At 66.9% G+C, this 18,112-nt stretch carries 19 protein-coding genes; 10 read left to right on the top strand and 9 right to left on the bottom strand.

The genetic code is table 11. The features are described 5' to 3' along the window. Positions 1–10 precede the first annotated feature (10 nt). The 4 genes from tuf to rpsL all read right to left on the bottom strand — a co-directional run bounded on the left by tuf (position 11) and on the right by rpsL (position 4,496). The gene (gene tuf, locus AC3A5N_RS15255; protein WP_487738178.1) at positions 11–1,186 is read right to left on the bottom strand and encodes an elongation factor Tu; all 1,176 of its coding nucleotides are present in this window, start codon (positions 1,184–1,186) and stop codon (positions 11–13) included. Positions 1,187–1,278: 92 nt separating this feature from the next. After that, the gene (gene fusA / locus AC3A5N_RS15250; RefSeq protein ID WP_487738177.1) at positions 1,279–3,372 is read right to left on the bottom strand and encodes an elongation factor G; all 2,094 of its coding nucleotides are present in this window, start codon (positions 3,370–3,372) and stop codon (positions 1,279–1,281) included. 158 nt (positions 3,373–3,530) lie between these two features. Further along, on the bottom strand, positions 3,531–4,001 hold the full coding sequence (gene rpsG, locus AC3A5N_RS15245; protein WP_449014840.1) for a 30S ribosomal protein S7: 471 nt from the start codon (positions 3,999–4,001) through the stop codon (positions 3,531–3,533). Positions 4,002–4,124: 123 nt separating this feature from the next. Next, positions 4,125–4,496: a 30S ribosomal protein S12 gene (gene rpsL / locus AC3A5N_RS15240; RefSeq protein WP_203110352.1), complete on the bottom strand. Its 372-nt coding sequence runs from the start codon at positions 4,494–4,496 to the stop codon at positions 4,125–4,127. A gap of 271 nt (positions 4,497–4,767) precedes the next feature. On the opposite strand from rpsL, the gene AC3A5N_RS15235 reads away from it, so the two are divergent. From AC3A5N_RS15235 to AC3A5N_RS15205, 7 genes are all read left to right on the top strand, one after another. After that, positions 4,768–5,007 (top strand): hypothetical protein, encoded by a 240-nt coding sequence (locus AC3A5N_RS15235; protein ID WP_487738176.1) that lies wholly within the window; start codon positions 4,768–4,770, stop codon positions 5,005–5,007. Positions 5,008–5,109: 102 nt separating this feature from the next. Beyond that, positions 5,110–5,451: an ArsR/SmtB family transcription factor gene (locus AC3A5N_RS15230; RefSeq protein ID WP_487738175.1), complete on the top strand. Its 342-nt coding sequence runs from the start codon at positions 5,110–5,112 to the stop codon at positions 5,449–5,451. Beyond that, positions 5,451–5,930 carry an ArsI/CadI family heavy metal resistance metalloenzyme gene (locus AC3A5N_RS15225; protein ID WP_487738174.1) on the top strand — a complete coding sequence of 160 codons (480 nt, stop codon included), beginning with the start codon at positions 5,451–5,453 and terminating at the stop codon, positions 5,928–5,930. Before AC3A5N_RS15230 ends, AC3A5N_RS15225 begins: the two co-directional genes overlap by 1 nt. An 8-nt stretch (positions 5,931–5,938) precedes the next feature. After that, positions 5,939–6,439 carry an arsenate reductase ArsC gene (locus AC3A5N_RS15220; protein WP_487738173.1) on the top strand — a complete coding sequence of 167 codons (501 nt, stop codon included), beginning with the start codon at positions 5,939–5,941 and terminating at the stop codon, positions 6,437–6,439. Beyond that, positions 6,436–7,518 (top strand): ACR3 family arsenite efflux transporter, encoded by a 1,083-nt coding sequence (gene arsB, locus AC3A5N_RS15215; protein ID WP_487738172.1) that lies wholly within the window; start codon positions 6,436–6,438, stop codon positions 7,516–7,518. The genes AC3A5N_RS15220 and arsB overlap by 4 nt, the downstream gene beginning before the upstream one ends. 440 nt (positions 7,519–7,958) lie before the next feature. Beyond that, complete coding sequence (locus tag AC3A5N_RS15210; protein WP_487738171.1) at positions 7,959–8,114, top strand: peptide ABC transporter permease; 156 nt, start codon at positions 7,959–7,961, stop codon at positions 8,112–8,114. A 2-nt stretch (positions 8,115–8,116) separates the two neighbouring features. After that, positions 8,117–8,404, top strand: a complete 288-nt coding sequence (locus tag AC3A5N_RS15205; protein WP_487738170.1) for a hypothetical protein — start codon at positions 8,117–8,119, stop codon at positions 8,402–8,404. Here AC3A5N_RS15205 and AC3A5N_RS15200 read toward each other — a convergent pair. Further along, the gene (locus AC3A5N_RS15200; RefSeq protein WP_487738169.1) at positions 8,401–9,204 is read right to left on the bottom strand and encodes a LysR substrate-binding domain-containing protein; all 804 of its coding nucleotides are present in this window, start codon (positions 9,202–9,204) and stop codon (positions 8,401–8,403) included. The two genes, AC3A5N_RS15205 and AC3A5N_RS15200, sit on opposite strands and share 4 nt — an antisense overlap. Positions 9,205–9,321: 117 nt before the next feature. Between AC3A5N_RS15200 and AC3A5N_RS15195 the strand changes: the two genes are divergently transcribed. Continuing rightward, complete coding sequence (locus AC3A5N_RS15195) at positions 9,322–11,478, top strand: RNA degradosome polyphosphate kinase (protein ID WP_487738168.1); 2,157 nt, start codon at positions 9,322–9,324, stop codon at positions 11,476–11,478. Next, positions 11,475–12,974, top strand: coding sequence for a Ppx/GppA phosphatase family protein (locus tag AC3A5N_RS15190; protein ID WP_487738167.1), 1,500 nt, complete (start codon positions 11,475–11,477; stop codon positions 12,972–12,974). The genes AC3A5N_RS15195 and AC3A5N_RS15190 overlap by 4 nt, the downstream gene beginning before the upstream one ends. Positions 12,975–12,990: 16 nt before the next feature. Here the strand turns inward: AC3A5N_RS15190 and apaG are convergent, their stop codons facing one another. The 3 genes from apaG to AC3A5N_RS15175 all read right to left on the bottom strand — a co-directional run bounded on the left by apaG (position 12,991) and on the right by AC3A5N_RS15175 (position 15,110). Continuing rightward, positions 12,991–13,389 (bottom strand): Co2+/Mg2+ efflux protein ApaG, encoded by a 399-nt coding sequence (gene apaG / locus AC3A5N_RS15185; protein ID WP_487738166.1) that lies wholly within the window; start codon positions 13,387–13,389, stop codon positions 12,991–12,993. Positions 13,390–13,584: 195 nt separating this feature from the next. Further along, positions 13,585–14,790, bottom strand: a complete 1,206-nt coding sequence (locus tag AC3A5N_RS15180) for a trans-sulfuration enzyme family protein (protein ID WP_487738165.1) — start codon at positions 14,788–14,790, stop codon at positions 13,585–13,587. A 92-nt stretch (positions 14,791–14,882) separates the two neighbouring features. Next, positions 14,883–15,110 carry a hypothetical protein gene (locus AC3A5N_RS15175; RefSeq protein ID WP_487738164.1) on the bottom strand — a complete coding sequence of 76 codons (228 nt, stop codon included), beginning with the start codon at positions 15,108–15,110 and terminating at the stop codon, positions 14,883–14,885. Between the two features lie 476 nt (positions 15,111–15,586). Here AC3A5N_RS15175 and AC3A5N_RS15170 point away from each other — a divergent pair, with 476 nt between their 5' ends. Then, a complete protein-coding gene (locus AC3A5N_RS15170; RefSeq protein WP_487738163.1) occupies positions 15,587–16,858 on the top strand; it encodes a phospholipid carrier-dependent glycosyltransferase in 1,272 nt (423 codons plus the stop codon). A gap of 147 nt (positions 16,859–17,005) precedes the next feature. On the opposite strand, the gene AC3A5N_RS15165 is transcribed toward AC3A5N_RS15170, so the two are convergent. After that, positions 17,006–18,079 carry a glycosyltransferase gene (locus AC3A5N_RS15165; protein ID WP_487738225.1) on the bottom strand — a complete coding sequence of 358 codons (1,074 nt, stop codon included), beginning with the start codon at positions 18,077–18,079 and terminating at the stop codon, positions 17,006–17,008. Between the last annotated feature and the right edge of the window lie 33 nt (positions 18,080–18,112).

The following is an 18,112-nucleotide window of genomic DNA, read 5'->3' as shown; positions in this document are numbered from 1 at the left end:
CGCGCCTATATTACTTCGTGATCTTGCTGACAACCCCCGAACCGACGGTGCGGCCGCCTTCACGGATGGCGAAGCGAAGACCTTCGTCCATCGCGATCGGCGCGATCAGCTTGACGCCGATCGTCACGTTGTCGCCCGGCATGACCATCTCGGTGCCCTCGGGGAGGATCACTTCGCCGGTCACGTCGGTCGTGCGGAAGTAGAACTGCGGGCGGTAGTTGGCGAAGAACGGCGTGTGACGGCCGCCTTCGTCCTTCGACAGCACGTAGACTTCGGCGCTGAACTCGGTGTGCGGCGTGACCGAACCCGGCTTGGCCAGAACCTGGCCACGCTCGACGTCGTCACGGCCGACGCCGCGGATCAGGGCGCCGATGTTGTCGCCGGCTTCACCGCGATCGAGCAACTTGCGGAACATCTCGACGCCGGTGACGGTCGTCTTCGACGTATCCTTGATGCCGACGATCTCGACTTCGTCGCCGACATTCACAATGCCGGTCTCGACGCGGCCGGTGACGACGGTGCCGCGGCCCGAGATCGAGAACACGTCCTCGATCGGCATCAGGAACGGCTTGTCGATCGGACGGTCGGGCTGCGGGATGTGGTTGTCGACGGCTTCCATCAGTTCCTTGATGGAGTTCTCGCCGATTTCCGGGTCGCGGCCTTCGAGCGCGGCCAGAGCCGAACCCTTGACGATCGGAATGTTGTCGCCGTCGAAGTCGTACGAGCTCAGGAGCTCACGCACTTCCAGCTCGACGAGCTCGAGGATTTCCTCGTCGTCGACCTGGTCGACCTTGTTCATGTACACGACGAGCGCCGGCACGCCGACCTGACGGGCGAGCAGGATGTGCTCGCGGGTCTGCGGCATCGGGCCGTCGGCAGCGTTCACGACCAGGATCGCGCCGTCCATCTGCGCGGCACCGGTGATCATGTTCTTCACGTAGTCGGCGTGGCCCGGGCAATCGACGTGTGCGTAGTGGCGCGCATCGGTCTCATACTCGACGTGTGCGGTCGAGATGGTGATGCCGCGCTCGCGCTCTTCCGGAGCCTTGTCGATGTTCGCGAAATCGACCGCAGCGCCCTGCACCTTGGTGATCGCCGCCGTCAGCGTGGTCTTGCCGTGGTCGACGTGGCCGATGGTGCCGATGTTGCAGTGCGGCTTAGTGCGCTCGAATTTTTCCTTAGCCATGTGCTTGTAACCTCTGTCTGTCAGATTGAATTTCACCAAGTCGCGGGCGGCACCGGGTGAATCAGGCGCCGCCCCTAGACGCTTGCCTTGCCTTAGGCAAGCTTCTCCTTGACCTCCTGCGCGACGTTCGCCGGCACCTCGTCGTAGTGCGAGAACTGCATCGAGTAGTTCGCGCGTCCCTGCGTGAAGGAGCGCAGCTCGTTCACGTAGCCGAACATGTTGGCGAGCGGCACGAAGGCGTCGACCACCTGGGCGTTGCCGCGGCTGTCGGTGCCCTGGATCTGGCCGCGACGGCTGTTGAGGTCGCCGATCACGTCGCCCATGTACTCTTCCGGCGTCACGACCTCGACCTTCATGATCGGCTCGAGCAGCTTGATGCCGGCCTTCTGGGCCGCTTCGCGCATCGCGCCGCGACCGGTGATCTCGAACGCCACCGTGCTCGAGTCGACGTCGTGGTACTTGCCGTCGATCAGCTCGATGGTGAAGTCGATGATCGGGAAGCCGACCAGATAGCCGCTCTCGGCCTGCTCGCGCATGCCCTTCTCGACCGACGGGATATATTCGCGCGGAATATTGCCGCCCTTGATCTGGTCGTCGAAGATGATGCCCTGGCCGCGTTCCCCGGGGATCACGCGAACCTTGGCTTCACCGAACTGGCCCGAACCACCCGACTGCTTCTTGTGGGTGTAGGTGACCTCGACCTCGCGAGCCAGCGACTCGCGATAGGCCACCTGCGGCGCGCCGACGTTGGCCTCGACCTTGAACTCACGCTTCATGCGGTCGACCAGGATGTCGAGGTGAAGCTCGCCCATGCCCTTGATGATCGTCTGGCCCGACTCGTGGTCGGTCGAAACGCGGAACGAGGGGTCCTCGGCGGCCAGGCGGTTGAGGGCGACGCCCATCTTCTCCTGGTCGGCCTTGGTCTTCGGCTCCACCGACAGCTCGATCACGGGCTCGGGGAACTCCATCCGCTCGAGGATGATCGGCTTGGCCGGATCGCACAGCGTGTCGCCGGTGGTGGTCTCCTTGAGACCGGCGATGGCGACGATGTCGCCCGCGAACGCTTCCTCGATGTCCTCGCGGTTGTTGGAATGCATCAGCAGCATGCGGCCGATCTTTTCCTTCTTCTCCTTGACCGAGTTCAGGACCTGGCCCTTGGCGAGCCGGCCCGAATAGATGCGGGTGAAAGTGAGCGAGCCGACGAACGGATCGTTCATGATCTTGAACGCCAGCGCGCTGAACGGCGCCTCGTCGGACGAAGGACGGGTATCCTCCTCATCGCTGTCCGGCTTGACGCCCTTGATCGCCGGCACGTCCACCGGGCTCGGCAGATAGTCGACGACCGCGTCGAGCAGGGGCTGGACGCCCTTGTTCTTGAACGAGGAGCCGCACATCACCGGCACGAACTTGTGGTTCAGCGTGCCCTTGCGGATCAGCCGCTTCAGCGTGGGCGCGTCGGGAAGATTGCCTTCGAGATAGGCTTCCATCACGTCGTCGTCCTGCTCGACGGCGAGCTCGATCAGCTTCTCGCGGTACTCGGCGGCCTTGTCGGCGAGGTCCGCGGGGATCTCGGTGTAGTCGAACTTCGCGCCCAGGCTCTCGTCGTGCCAGATGATCGCGCGGTTGTTGACAAGGTCGACCAGGCCCTTGAAGTCGCCTTCGGCGCCGATCGGGAGATAGAGCACGGCCGGCACCGCGCCGAGACGGTCGATGATCGTCTGGACGCAGTAGTAGAAGTCGGCGCCCGTGCGGTCGAGCTTGTTCACGTAGCACATGCGGGGCACGCCGTACTTCTCGGCCTGGCGCCACACGGTCTCGGACTGGGGTTCCACGCCGGCAACGCCGTCAAAGGCGGCGACCGCGCCGTCGAGCACGCGCAGCGAACGCTCGACTTCGATGGTGAAGTCCACGTGGCCCGGGGTGTCGATGATGTTCAGGCGGTGCTCTTCGCCCTCGCCGTCCTCGGCCTTCCAGAAGGTCGTGGTCGCGGCCGAGGTGATGGTGATCCCGCGCTCCTGCTCCTGCTCCATCCAGTCCATCGTCGCGGCGCCGTCGTGCACTTCGCCGATCTTGTAGGACTTGCCGGTGTAATAGAGGATGCGCTCGGTCGTGGTGGTCTTGCCGGCGTCGATGTGCGCCATGATGCCGAAGTTGCGATAGCGCTCGATAGGATGGCTGCGGGCCATGGGAAATTCCTCGGGTTCGTTAGGAGCGGCGGAGAAGCGCGCCCCATATAGTTAACTCTGTGACCGGTTGAAGACGCCTCGCGGGAAGCGGGCCGGCCCGCGGCTCACGCCGGCCAGGCCCGCTTCTCGGCGACGAGCGATCCTCGCCAGTCCCCGCCTTACCAGCGGTAGTGCGAGAACGCGCGGTTGGCGTCGGCCATGCGGTGCGTGTCTTCCCGCTTCTTGACCGCGTTGCCCCGGTTGTTCGCCGCGTCGAGCAGCTCGCCCGACAGGCGCGCCGCCATGGTCGTTTCCGCACGCCCGCGGGCGGCGGTGATCAGCCAGCGGATCGCCAGCGCCTGGGCGCGCTCGGGGCGAACCTCGACCGGCACCTGGTAGGTCGCACCACCGACGCGGCGGCTGCGGACCTCGACCTGCGGCGCGACGTTGTTCAGCGCGTCGTGGAACAGCGCGATCGGATCGGCCTTGGCCTTCGTCTCGACGGTGTCGAGCGCGCCATAGACGATACGCTCGGCGACGGATTTCTTTCCGTCGAGCATGAGGTTGTTCATGAACTTGGACAGCACCTGATCTCCGAACTTCGGATCAGGCAGGATCTCCCGCTTCTCGGGACGACGACGACGACTCATTGGTCAAATTCCTTCTCTAGCCGTGAGTCCCCGCGAAGGCGGGGACCTCGGGAGGCCGGCGGGACGTCGGTTGAACGACCAGGCGGCCTGAGACCCCCGCCTTCGCGGGGGATCATGAAAGCCTTACTTGGGCCGCTTCGCGCCGTACTTCGAACGGCTCTGCTTGCGGTCCTTCACGCCCTGCGTGTCGAGCACGCCGCGCAGCACGTGGTAGCGCACGCCCGGAAGGTCACGCACGCGGCCGCCGCGGATCAGCACCACGGAGTGCTCCTGCAGGTTGTGCCCCTCGCCGGGGATGTAGGAGATGACTTCGCGCTGGTTGGTCAGGCGGACCTTGGCCACCTTGCGCAGAGCGGAGTTCGGCTTCTTCGGCGTCGTGGTGTAGACGCGGGTGCAGACACCGCGCTTCTGCGGGTTCTGCTCCATCGCAGGGACCTTGCTCTTGGCCTTCTGCGGAACGCGGCCCAGGCGGACCAGCTGGTTGATCGTCGGCATTGAGTTCTCTCTTCACCGTGTGGAGGTGACACTGGGGCCAGGGTGGAGAGAATTTGGCTGCCCTGAGTCCCCGCGAAGGCGGGGACCTCGCGCCGCCGGCGCACTGCCTGCGGCCTGAGGCTCCCGCCTTCGCGGGAGCTCGGTAGCGAGCCCGAAACACTCCACCCGGGTCACGGACACCGGGTTACTTTGACGGCTGCCCCGAAGCACCCCACAAGGATCGCTTCAATAGAAAAGAGCCTCCAGCGCTCAGCGCCAAGGCCCCCGGGACATGACCGGCAATGTTCAGCTCTATCTGACCGACGCGGAGCGCACCCCGGTTCGGATGAGCGCGCCCTTAGGGGGATTCGGGCTGACGGTCAAGAACCGGCGCATCGCTGCCCTTTCGGCGTCGGATCGCTGCGTCCTGGTCGCCGCACCATTACACCATACCGTCATCCCAGCGAAAGCTGGGATCGCGCGCCGCGAAGTCCGACTGTGCCGACAGCGATCCCAGCTTTCGCTGGGATGACGAATGACAGTGAGGCAGCGCCGGAGGATCGCAAAAGAAGCCTCTTGCCTCACCTCCCACAATTCTATATTTCGACATTTATCGAATCATCAAAGGCACCCCATGGAAGCCACCGACACCATACGCGCCCTGTCCGCTCTCGCTCAGGAGCACCGCCTCGCCGCGTTTCGCCTGCTGGTGCAGGCGGGCGAGGAGGGAATGGCAGCGGGCGCGCTCGCCGACAGTCTCGACGTTCCGCCTTCTTCGATGAGCTTCCACCTCGCCCAGCTCGCCAATGCCGGCCTCGTGACCCAGCGGCGCGAGAGCCGTTCGATCATCTATTCGGCCGATTATGCCGCGATGAATGCACTGATGAGCTACCTGACCGAGAATTGCTGCGGCGGCCTTCCCTGCGCCGACGGCAGCTCGGCCTGCCCTCCCCAAGAAGCGAAAAGGACCGCGTGATGAAGCGTTTCCATGTTCATGTCGGCGTGACCGACCTCGACCGATCGATCGCCTTCTACAACGAGCTGTTCGGCGCCGAGCCGGCGGTGGTGAAGAGCGACTACGCCAAATGGATGCTCGAGGACCCGCGGATCAACTTCGCCGTCTCGCTGCGCGAAGGCGCATCGAAGGGCGTGGAGCATGTCGGGCTGCAGGTGGAAAACGGCGACGAGCTCGCCGAAGTCTATGCCCGCCTCAAGGCTGCCGACCGGCCCGTGCTGGAGGAAGGCGCCACGACCTGCTGCTATGCGAAGTCGGAGAAGAGCTGGATCGCCGATCCCGATGGCGTGGTGTGGGAAGCCTTCCTGACCGACGGCGAAAGCACGACTTACGGCGGCAACCCCGATCTTGCGCAGCTCGCCTCCCCGAATGCGGCTTCGGATGCCTGCTGCGTGCCCAAGGCGGCAGACGTCTCGGCTCCTGCCGTATCCTGCTGCTGAGACCCGCGATGCCGACCCAACCCCTGAACGTGCTGTTCCTCTGCACCGGCAATTCCGCGCGCTCGATCCTCGCCGAGGCGATCCTCAACCGCGACGGAGGCGGCCGGTTCCGCGCCGTCAGCGCCGGCAGCAATCCGGCCGGAACGGTCAATCCCTGGGCCATCCATACGCTCGACACGATGGGCTATCCGGCCGATGGATACCGCTCGAAAAGCTGGAACGAGTTCGCGCAAGGTCCGCACTTCGATCTGATCTTCACGGTCTGCGACAGCGCGGCGGCGGAAACCTGCCCCGTCTGGCCGGGCCGGCCGGTCAGCGCGCACTGGGGCATTCCCGATCCTGCGGCAGTCGACGGGAGCGATGCGGAGAAAGCCGCGGCTTTCCTCGATGCGTTCCGCATGCTCAAGCGGCGGATCGACCTGATGCTCGCCCTGCCCGCCGACAGCCTCGAGGATGTCGCGCTGCGCGAACGGCTGCACGCGATCGGGCAGGAGGCGGACGGACGATGAACGCATCCGCCGCCACTCCTGCCGCGCCCATCGACACCCGCGCCGCGGGTCTGGGCCTGTTCGAGAAATGGCTCTCGCTGTGGGTCGCCGGCGCGATCCTTTGCGGCCTTGCGCTCGGCAGTCTCGCGCCGGACGTCTTCGGTGCGCTCGCCGCGGTGGAATATGCCTCGGTCAATCTCGTGGTCGCGGTCCTGATCTGGGCGATGATCTTCCCAATGATGGTGGCGGTCGATTTCTCGGCCGTGCGCCGGGTCGGCGACAAGCCCAGGGGCCTCATCATCACGCTGGTGGTGAACTGGCTCGTCAAGCCCTTCACCATGGCCGCGCTCGGCGTGCTGTTCTTCGAAGTCGCCTTCGCCGATCTGATCGCGCCGGCCGACGCGAGGGAATACATCGCGGGGCTGATCCTGCTTGGCGCCGCGCCCTGCACCGCCATGGTGTTCGTCTGGTCGCAGCTTACCAAAGGCGATCCGGCCTACACGCTGGTGCAGGTGGCGGTGAACGATCTGGTGATGATCGTCGCCTTCGCGCCGATCGTCGCCCTGCTGCTCGGGGTCGCCGACATCGCCGTGCCGTGGGAGACGCTGCTTCTCTCGGTCGCGCTCTACGTCGTCGTACCGCTCGTGGCGGGCGCATTCGTCCGCCGCCGGCTCCTCGCCGCGCACCACGGCGATCCGGGCGCGGTGGATCGCTTCACCGGCCGGCTCAAGCCGCTCTCGATCCTCGGGCTGCTCGTGACCGTGGTGCTGCTGTTCGGTTTCCAGGCCGAAACCATCCTCGCGCGGCCACTCCTCGTCGCGCTGATCGCCGTGCCGATCGTGATCCAGAGCTACGGCATCTTCCTCATCGCCTATGGCGCGGCGAAAGCCTGGCGCGTGCCGCACGCGATCGCCGCGCCCTGCGCGCTGATCGGCACCTCGAACTTCTTCGAGCTCGCCGTGGCGGTCGCGATCGGAATGTTCGGGCTCGGCAGCGGTGCGGCCCTGGCGACGGTGGTAGGCGTGCTGGTGGAAGTGCCGGTGATGCTCTCGCTGGTCGCGCTCGCCAACCGGACCCGCGGCGCGTTCCCGGACGGCTGATCCGGGGCCGGTCGACTTAAGGGCCGGTCGACGCTCGCTCACAAACCATTTTCCTACACGCCGAAAATTTGCAATCTGCTTGCGGGCTATGTCCGACCGAGTCGCCTGCCCCTTCGTGTCTTCGCGTCCTTGCGTGAACCCAATCAGCGCTGATGGAGCCGCATGCGGCGCCGTGGCAGGCCCTGGCCTGCCGGGGGTCGTTCGCTTCCACCCGCAAGCCCCGGGCGGAGCGTCGCGGCGCGCTACCGGCTGCACGGCACACCGGGACGCAGGGGCTCGCAGCCATGCCGCAAGGTTACACATGACACGCAAGGTGACACTTGCCCCGGGGACCGTGTCACTCGTGTCAACACCCCCTTCCTGCCCGAGGCCCTTGCGGCGTCCGGCGAACGGGAACCCGCCCCACCGTGTCGACCGTTGGTCCCGTGAGGAGACGAGCGATGAGCGAACCCGAACGGGACGAGGCGATCCATATCGATGCGCAGGATGCGCGCGGGGCGGAGATCATCCTGCGCAAGCGGCGCAACCGGCTGATCTTCATCGCGGGGCTCGCGGGGTTCGTCGTGCTGGCGATCCTCGTGCGGCTGCTGGGCTGAGGATGGCCGGTTCCGTGGGGGACGAGGGCGCGGCGCTCTACCTGCTGTGGATCGATCCGGCGGTGGAGGCGCCCGGCGGGCTCGACCTCCACGGCGACGGGCATCCGCTGGCCGATGCGCTGTGGCTCGTCCGCAGCGGGCTGTCCCGCTCCCGGCTCTATCACCGGATCAAGTGGCAGCTGCCCGATGGTGCCGCGCTGCTCGTCGCGCCGCTCGCCGACACGCGCGACGGTTGGCCCAAGTTCAAGGGGATGGATGCAGGCGCGCTGGCCTGGCTGCGCGGCGGCTAACCGGAGGTGAGGAAGGCGACCAGCGTCTTGACCTTCTTCTGCCGCCATTGGGGCAGCGGGGCGACGAGCCAGTAGGCGCGGCGGCCTTCGTCCGGGCCTTCCAGCACGGTGAGGCGGCCGTCCTCCAGCGCGTCCTCCACCAGCAGGTAGGGGAGCACGGCCTTGCCCAGCCCGGCGATCGCGCTCGACAGGGCCTGGCCGGCGTTGCCGACCTCGACCGTCGGCTCGGCGCCTTCGGGCAGCGGCGCGCCCGGCCAGTCGATCCAGGCGTCGAGCACGTCCTCCGGCGCGTCCTTGGCGGCGACGACCACGCGGCGCGCGGGCGCAAGCTCGACGCCCTCCAGCTCGCCCGGCCCGTCGACCAGGCGCACGGCGAAGTCGAGGTTCGTCTCGGTGAAGTCGGCATGCTCGTCCGCCACGAAGCGGAAGCGGATGCCGGGGTTGGCCTCGCGGAAGGCGGCGAGGCGCGGGGCGAGCCACTGGGCGTAGAATTCGCGCGGGGCGGCGATCGTGTAGCGGTCGCTCGCCTGCCCGGCCTGCATCGACTGGACCGATTCCTCGAACCTCAGGAAGCCTTCGCGCAGCGCGTCGAGCCCGGCGAGGCCTTCCTCGGTCAGCTCCAGCCCCTTGGACGTACGGCGGAACAGCACGGTGCCGAGGTGATCCTCGAGCGCGCGTATCTGCTGGCCGACGGCGGCCGGCGTCACCGCCAGCTCGTCCGCGGCGCGGGTGAAGGAGAGGTGCCGCGCGGCGGCGTCGTAAACGCGCAGGGCGTTCAGGGGCAGGTGCGTGCGCTTCATCGTCCGGTGCGGATAGCGGCAAGCCGCCTCCGCCGCAATCGGGGCCGCAATCGCGCGCCGTGTCACACGAGCGTAACACGCGGCTTGCAAGTGGGCCTGCGAGGGCTTGGCACTTCCATGGATGTACTCACGCAGGGCGCGGCCGAGCGGGCCGAGGGCGGCAGCGCGGCGCCGGCCGAGCGGTACGTAAACCGCGAACTATCCTGGCTTTCGTTCAACCGGCGGGTGCTGGCGGAGGCGGAGAACGACCGCTACCCGCTGCTCGAACGGCTGCGCTTCCTGTCAATCTCGGCCAGCAACCTCGACGAGTTCACGATGATCCGAATCGCCGGGCTCGAGGGGCAGGCGACTCGGGGGATCGAGACCACCGCGATCGACGGGCTGGACCCGCGGCAGCAGCTTGCGGCGATCCGCGAACAGGTGCTCGTGCTCGAGGATCGGCAGCAGCGCACGCTGGAAGCGCTGCGCGGATTGCTCGCTGCGCAGGACATCCTGATCGCTGAAATCGACGAACTCGACGAGCAACAGAGCGGCTGGCTGGAGAACTATTTCACCACCGATATCCTGCCGCTGATCACACCGCAGGCGATCGATCCGTCGCATCCGTTCCCGTTTGTCGCCAATCTCGGGATGGGCGTGCTCTTCCGCCTCAAGCGCGGCAAGCGTCAGCCCGACCTGGTCGAGATGGTCGTCATCCCCACCGGCGCGCCGCGCTTTGTCCGCGTGCCGGGCAGGAAGGCGATCTACATCGCGATCGAAAAGCTGATCGTGCGCTACGCCGGCCAGCTCTTCCCCGGCTTTCGTATTCTCGGCGATGGCCTGTTCCGCGTGCTGCGCGACAGCGACATCGAGGTGGAGGAGGAAGCGGAGGATCTGGTCCGCCTTTTCCGCACCGCTATCCAGCGGCGCCGGCGCGGACGCGCGGTCCTGCTCGAACTTGATGAGGACTGCGATCCCGCGGCGGAGATGCTGCTGCGAGAGCAGTTCGAAGTCGACCCGGCTATGACCATCAAGACCTCGGGCATGCTCGGCTTGCGCCACCTGAGCGCGATCTGCGGCGAACCGCGCCCGGACCTGAAGTTCGCGCCGTTCGCGTCCCGCTATCCCGAGCGCATCCTGGCGCACGACGGCGACTGCTTCTCCGCAATCCGCGAGAAGGACATCGTGATCCAGCACCCGTACGAGAGTTTCGAGGTGGTGGTCGATTTCCTGCGCCAGGCGGCGATCGATCCCGCGGTCGTGTCGATCAAGCAGACGCTCTACCGCGCGGGCGACCAGTCGCCGGTTATCGCCGCACTGATCGATGCGGCGCAGGCGGGCAAGGCAGTGACCGCGGTGGTCGAACTCAAGGCCCGCTTCGACGAAGAGCGCAACCTGCAATGGGCGGCGGAGCTCGAGCGCGCCGGCGTGCAGGTGATCTACGGCTTCATGGACTGGAAGACCCACGCCAAGGTCAGCCTGGTCGTGCGGCGCGAGGAGGAAGGCTATCGCACCTACTGCCACTTCGGCACCGGCAACTATCACCCGATCAACGCGCGGATCTACACCGACCTCAGCTATTTCACGGCGGACCCCGCGCTGGGGCGCGACGCGGCCAAGCTCTTCAACTTCGTCACCGGTTATGTCGAACCGCGCAGCACCGAGTGCCTGACGATCTCACCGATCGGACTCAAGCAGAAGCTGTTCGAGCTGATCGACCGCGAGATCGAGAACGCCCGCGCCGGCAAGCCCGCGGGCGTCTGGGCGAAAGTCAACGCGATCACCAACAGCGAGCTGATCGACCGGCTCTATGCCGCGAGCGCGGCCGGGGTGGAGATCCAGCTCGTGGTGCGCGGTATCTGCTGCCTGCGCGCGGGCGTGCCCGGTCTGTCAGAGAACATCGAGGTCAAGTCGATCATCGGCCGGTTCCTCGAACACAGCCGTGTCTGGGCCTTCGCCAACGGGCATCGGCTGCCGAGCAAGCACGCCGCCGTCTACCTGACTTCGGCCGACGCGATGAGCCGCAACCTCGACCGGCGGGTCGAAGTGCTGGTGCCGCTTGCCAACAAGACCGTGCACGATCAGGTGCTCGACCAGGTTATGCTGGCGAACATCCTCGATACCGAACAGAGCTGGCAATTGCTGCCGGATGGGGAGTACGCCCGAATGCGCATGGGCGAAGGCGGCTTCAACTGTCATGACTACTTCATGAGCAATCCCTCGCTCTCGGGCCGGGGCGCGGCGCTGAAGGCGGGTGCGGTACCGAAGTTGCGCCTGGAAGGAACCGGCGAATGACGAGCCTGCGAGCCTTTGCCTGGCGTAGCCTGCGCGTCGCACCCGCCGATCGCCGCGCGGTGATCGACATCGGGTCGAACACCGTGCGACTGGTCGTCTACGACGGCCCCCAGCGCGTGCCGCGCACGATGTGGAACGAGAAGATCGTCGCCCGCCTGGGGCGAGATCTGGCGGCAACCGGGCGCATCCCGGACGAGGCGAGCGAGCAGGCGCTCGCAGCCCTCGCCCGCTTCGCGCTGCTGACACGCGAGCTGGGCGTGACCGACGTGCAGACCGTCGCCACCGCAGCCGTGCGCGACGCGGAGAATGGTGGCGAATTGCTCCAACAGGTTCGCGCGCTGGGGCTGACTCCGCAGCTCCTGAGCGGTGAGGACGAGGCAAATGCCGCCGCCTACGGCGTGATCGCCGCCTTCCCGGGTGCGCGCGGATTGGTCGCCGACCTCGGTGGGGGCAGCCTCGAACTGGTGACGGTGGAGGACGGCGCCTGCCGCGACGGCGCGACACTGCCGCTCGGCACGCTGCGCTTGCCAGCCCTCCGCGCCGAAGAGGCGCAAGGCTTCAAGCGCGCGGTGAAGAAGGCATTTGCGGAAGCCGGCGGAGCGGCGGCGCAGGCCGGGCCGCTCTATCTGGTCGGCGGAACCTGGCGCGCGTTCGCCGCATACGCGATGCACGACACGCGGCATCCGGTAACCGACCCCCACGGCTTTCATCTCGACGTCCACGAAGCCGACCGGATCGCGCGCGAGCTTGCGAGGAGCGATCCGGCAAAGCTTGTCGAGATCGAGGGGATCGGGACGATGCGCGCGAGATCCCTCCCGGACGCGGCGGCACTGCTGCGGATCATGCTGGGCGAGATCGGGCCCGATGCGCTGGTCTTTTCGAGTTGGGGTTTGCGCGAGGGGCTGCTCTACCGGCGGCTAGACGCCCTCGAACAGGCCAAGGATCCGCTGATCGTCGCGGTGGCGGACTTCGCCGCACCGATGAAGAGCGCGATCACCGACGCAGCGCTGATGTCCGCCTGGGTGGTGGGCATCGCCGAGTCGGGCGGCAGTGAGAATGAGCGGCTTCGGCTCGCAGGCGCGCTGCTGTCGCTGGCGCTACACCGGGTCGAGCCCAACTTCCGCACGAGCCAGGCTGTCGAATGGGCGCTCGACAAGCGGTGGATCGGTCTCGACGCGTACGGGCGAGCGATGCTCGCCGCGATGATGTTGGGGAGCTGCGGCAAGACCTCGTGGCCACGGCGCGTAGCCGCGCTCGCGCCCGATGCGGACCTGCGACAGGCGATGGGCTGGGGCCTCGCCATGCGCCTCGCCCGGCGGATGGGCGCGACCTCACGCGTGTCCGTGACCACGAGCGCGCTCGAACGCGAGGGGCCCAGTCTGGTGCTGCGTCTCGACCGAAGCCGCGCGGCGCTGGCGGGCGAAGGCGTGATGCGCGATCTCGCTGCGCTGGCGGAGTGGCTGGGGCTGGCGCCGGAGCTGCGGGTCGCCGAATGACCCTTTCGCTGGCGCCCTAGTCCGCGGTCGCGGGTGCCGCGAGAGGGAAGTAGGGAATGCGCACTTCAAGCGGCGTGCCGTCGGCGCGGTGGAAGGTGTAGAACCCCTCCATCGATCCATGCGGCGTGCCGAGCGGGCAGCCGGACACGTAGTCATGGCTGTCCCCCGGCGCGAGCACCGGCATCTCGCCCACGACTCCCTCCCCGTCGACCAGATTGATCCCGCCGCGCGAGTCGGTGATCCGCCAGTGGCGCGTGATCAGTTGCACCCGCTCGTTCGAGCCGTTCTCGATCCGGATGTGATAGACCCAGAACCACTTGCCCGCCTCGGGCTGCGACTGCTCGGGCAGGAAGTTCACCGCCACGCGGACGGTGATTCCTTCGGTGATCGCGGCGTGCTGGAACAACTGTTTCATTGCGGGAGCGAGAATAGAGCCAATGGACGGGCCCGGTAAAGGGCGCTCTTCGGGTGATTTGCGGTGTGGAGCCTTGCGTTCGTCGTCGTCCCGGCGGAAGCGGGGACGGCTAACCAACGGCGCAAGGGTGGCAGGCGATCCCAGCTTTCGCTGGAACGACGGTACTTCCTGACGCTGCGCTGGAGGTGAGCCGAATCAGAACCCCGCGGCGGACAGCGCGCGGTCGAGGTCTTCCTTGAGGTCTTCCGGATCCTCGAGCCCGACGTTGAACCGCAGGAGCCCCTCGCCCACGCCCATTTCGGCGCGCGCTTCGGCGGTCATGCCGGCGTGGGTAGTGCTCGCGGCGTGGCACATGAGGCTGCGCGCGTCGCCAATGTTGTTCGAGATATCGATCAACTCAAGCGCGTCGAGCACGGCGAAAGCCTTCTCGCGGTTTCCGACGTCGAAAGCGAAGATCGGGCCGAAGGCGTCCATCTGCTTCGCGGCGATCGCATGCCGCGGGTGGCTCTCGAGCCCGGGATGGAGCACCCGGGGCGCGCGGCCTTCGATGAAGCGGCCGAGGTCCAGCGCGGTCTCGCTCTGGCGGTGCGCGCGGAGCGGGAGCGTCTCGAGCCCCTTGTGCACGACCCAGGCGTTGAACGGCGAGAGGTTGGGCCCGGTGTTGCGCTGGAACGGCAGGAGGACCTCGTCGATAAACTCGCGCGTGCCGCACACCGCGCCGGCGAGCACCCGGCCCTGCCCGTCCATCAGCTTGGTCGCGGAATAGGCGACAACGTCGGCGCCGAACTCCATCGGACGCTGGAGCACCGCGGTGGCGAAGGCGTTGTCGACGACGGTGGTGATGCCGTGGGCCCTGGCGAGACCGCAGACGAATTCGAGATCGACCACGTCGAGCGTCGGATTGGCCGGGGTCTCGAAGAAGAACACCTTGGTGTTCGGCCGGATCGCGGCCTCCCACGCGGCGTCGTCGGTTCCGTCGATCACGGTCGCCTCGATCCCGAAGCGCGGACAGAGATGGTCGACCAGCCAGCGGCACGATCCGAACGCGGCGCGCGCGGCAACCAGGTGGTCGCCGTGCGATAGCTGGCAGAGGAGAGCTGCAGTCATCGCCGCCATGCCGCTGGCCTGTGCGCGACATGCCTCGGCGCCTTCGATCAGCGCGATCCGCTCCTCGAGCATCGCGACGGTCGGGTTCTGCAGGCGGGAATAGGTCATCCCCTCGGCTTCGCCAGCGAAACGCGCGGCAACGGTTGCCGCGTCGTCGTAGCTATAGCCGGAGGTGAGAAACAGCGCCTCGCTCGTTTCCCCGTGCTCGGAGCGCCATGCGCCTCCTCTTACGGCACGGGTCGCTGGGCGCCATGCGCGTGTGGCGGCGCGGTTCATTCCGGTAGTCTTCTTCATCGCGGTCGCTCTAACGACGGGCAAGCCCCTGGCGCAATGAAAAAGGAATATCCGTTATGGAACCGCGCCTACCAGTACGCAGTAAGCGCGAATCAGACGCTTACGGGATCTTCATCATCGTCATCGTCGGTCACGAGCAGGGCAATCATGCCCACGGCCGCGATTGCGACGATGATCAGCGCCGGGCCGATCTGACCAGCGAGCTCGGATTCCCCGCTGACGGGCTCGGAAGCGCGCTCGGCGATCTGAGCCTGGGCTGCAACCGGAGCGGCGACCAGCGACGCCGCAGCCATAGCTGGGAGGAGGTTACGAAGTTTCATAGACTATTACCCTTCCGTTCGGGACCGAAGTTCCTGAGGAGAGACGGCGTCTAGGCCAAAACGTTCCCCATCGTCACCCAATTTTTTTAAGAAATGCAACGGCCCGGCGCAACAGAGTCACGCATTGTGCAGATGGGATGCCCCTTCATGCAGGGGCATCGGGTCCTGCGGAACCCCCTCTTCCCATCCGTCTTCGGAGCGCCACATCCGCGTACGGCACCAACGGCAACGACTGACGTAGGCTAGCCCCTCGCGGCGTATGCGCCGGCGATTCACCTGGTGGCCTAAAACCATGCAAACAACGTGACGAGTCATTTCGCGCAACTCCATTTCTCTGCGCCCCCGACACTTGTTTTTTCAGACCGGCTTCTCCCCGTGTGAACGTCCGGTTAGCCGCTCTATACAACGAATTGTTAACTAATGTAATGCCCCGTTCGACTTGCTCCATCCCGGGACGAGCACTATCCGTCGCGACAATGAACGAGGCGCCCGATCATCCGCGCGACCCGATCGGGTGGAGCGCCGCGATCGCCGTCGTCTTCTTCGTCCTGTGCATCGTGCGAATCGCCATCCCCGGCACGCCCTATTTCGACGAAGTCCACTATCTGCCCGCTGCGCGGGCCCTGCTCGACGGCAGCGAATACCTCAATCGCGAGCACCCCCTGCTGGGCAAGGAGATACTCGCGCTCGGCATTGCACTGCTGGGTGACAACCCGTGGGGCTGGCGCCTGTTCCCGGCGCTGGCCGGCACGGGCGCGCTCTACGCCTTCATGCGGGCGCTGTGGTTCGCCAGTCTCTCGCGCTTCGCCGCCGTCGCTTACGGCGTGCTGCTGGCGAGCGGGTTCGCGCTGTTCGTGCACAGCCGCGTCGCGATGCTCGACGTGTTCTTCGTCGCCTTCCTCGCGCTCGCGCTGTGGCAATGCGCCGCCGCCGTGCGCGAACCGGAGACGGGGCGGCGCCGGCTGGCGATCGCAGGCGTCGCGATCGGACTGTCGATGGCCGCGAAATGGAATGCGGTGCCGTTGGCGGTCGTGCCCGGCCTCGCCTTCTTCGCCGCACGGCTGGCTGCCGGGCGACGACGACTCTTCACCAGCCGCAGGGGCATTCCGGTGCCCGGCGTGTCGCTGCTCGAAGCCGCGCTGTGGCTCGGCCTCGTGCCGCTGGCGGTCTACGCGGCGACCTTCCTCCCGGCCTATGGTTTCGACAAGGGCGCGCTCCAGCCCGGCGGCCTGATCGAACTGCACCGCCAGATCGTCGCGCTGCAGGAAAGCGTGATCGAGCCGCACCCGTACCAGTCCCGCTGGCCCGAATGGCTCTTCAACCTGCGCGCGATCTGGTATCTCTACGAGCCGGTCGACGGAGCGCAGCGCGGAATCCTGCTGATCGGCAATCCGCTGACCATGCTGCTCGGTCTGCCGGCGATGGTCTGGGCGATCTGGAGAGGCGTCGGGGGCGATCGCGCGGCACTATCCGTGGCCGTTCTCTACGCCGTGAGTCTGGGCTTCTGGATGGTCGTGAACAAGCCGGTCCAGTTCTACTACCACTACTTCCTGCCGAGCTGCTTCCTCCTCGCGGCGCTGGCGCTGGCGCTCGACGAGCTCCGGCAGCGCGGCTGGCGGCGGCTGACAACGGCAACGCTGCTCGCCAGCGTTGCGCTGTTCGCCTGGTTCTATCCGATCCTCAGCGCCGCGCCGCTCGCGGGGGAGCAGAGCTTCGCGTTCTGGATGTGGCTCGACGGGTGGCGGTGAAGCCGGGGGTTCACACGAGGACACGAAGATGACGCGCCCGCGGCGAAGCCGCACTCGTCCGGATGAACTGCACGAGACAGATGTGACGATCGGCGCGATTCTCGCACCGACCCCTTCGTGTCTTCGTGTGAAACGACAATGGTGGAACTATCGCCGCCGCCAGACGAAGCGGCTCGACAAGGCGTAGTTCCACACCGCGCCGACCACGATGCCCGCGCCTGCGGCAAGCAGCCAATAGAGTCCCTGCTGCTTCAGGAGCCCTGCGACCGCGACGTTCGCGACCGCACCGACCGCGCAGGTGGCGCAGAAGGCCGCCCATCCGCGCAGGAATGCGCTCGCGCCTGTCAGCCTCCGGTCGCGGTAGGTGAGCCAGTTGTTGAGCCAGAAGTTGAACGTCATCGCGGCAAAAGTCGCTGCTGCCTGCGAGGGAAGGAACGCCGCGCCGAGTCCCCGGTAGAGGAGCGTCAGCACCGCGAGGTGAACCAGCACGCCGAGCCCCCCGACGGTACCGAATAGCGCGAAGCGGGTCGGAACCATGCGGCCGAAGCTCTTGTCGTAGAGGCCGACCAGGAAGTCGAACGCGATCGCACGGTCGAGCTTGCTGGTACCGCTGCGACGCTCGCCGAACTGCAGCGGGAACTCCTTCACCTGCAGCGGCGCGGGTGCGCTCGCGAGCAGGTCGAGCAGGATCTTGAAGCCGATGCCCGACAAGTGCGGCGCGAGCGCGCGCGCTCTGGCCGTTTCCATCAGGAAGTAGCCACTCATCGGATCGGTCAGCTCGACTCCCGCGATTCGCCGCGCGAGGCGGTTGGCAAGGCGGGAGCCCTTTTCGCGGCGGGCGCTCGGGAGCCCCTCAAGGCTGGCACCCTCGACGAAGCGGCTGGCCACCGCCACGTCGCACTCGCCGCGCTCCACCGCGTCGAGCATGGTGGGAAGCAGCGCCGGGTCGTGCTGGTGGTCGGCGTCCATCACGGCGACAAAGGGCGCGGCGGTGGCACAAATGCCCTCGACGGCGGCCGAGGCGAGCCCGCGCCGTCCGATCCGCTCGATCACCCGCATCCGTGGGTCAGCACGCGCAAGCCGCCGCGCTTCTTCCGCCGTGCCGTCCGGGCTGGCGTCGTCAACGACGATCGCCTCCCATCCTTCCCGCCCGAGCGCTGCGTCGATCCGCGCGATCAGCGGCGCGAGGTTCTCGCGCTCGTCGAGCGTGGGGAGTACGATGGCGAGGCGGGGAGCAGCAGTCCGCTCCTCTCG

The organism is Pelagerythrobacter sp. Soil_C_18, from assembly GCF_057657235.1.
The sequence above is the reverse complement of the archived record's forward strand: the minus strand, read 5'-3'. Positions and strand labels throughout refer to the sequence as shown.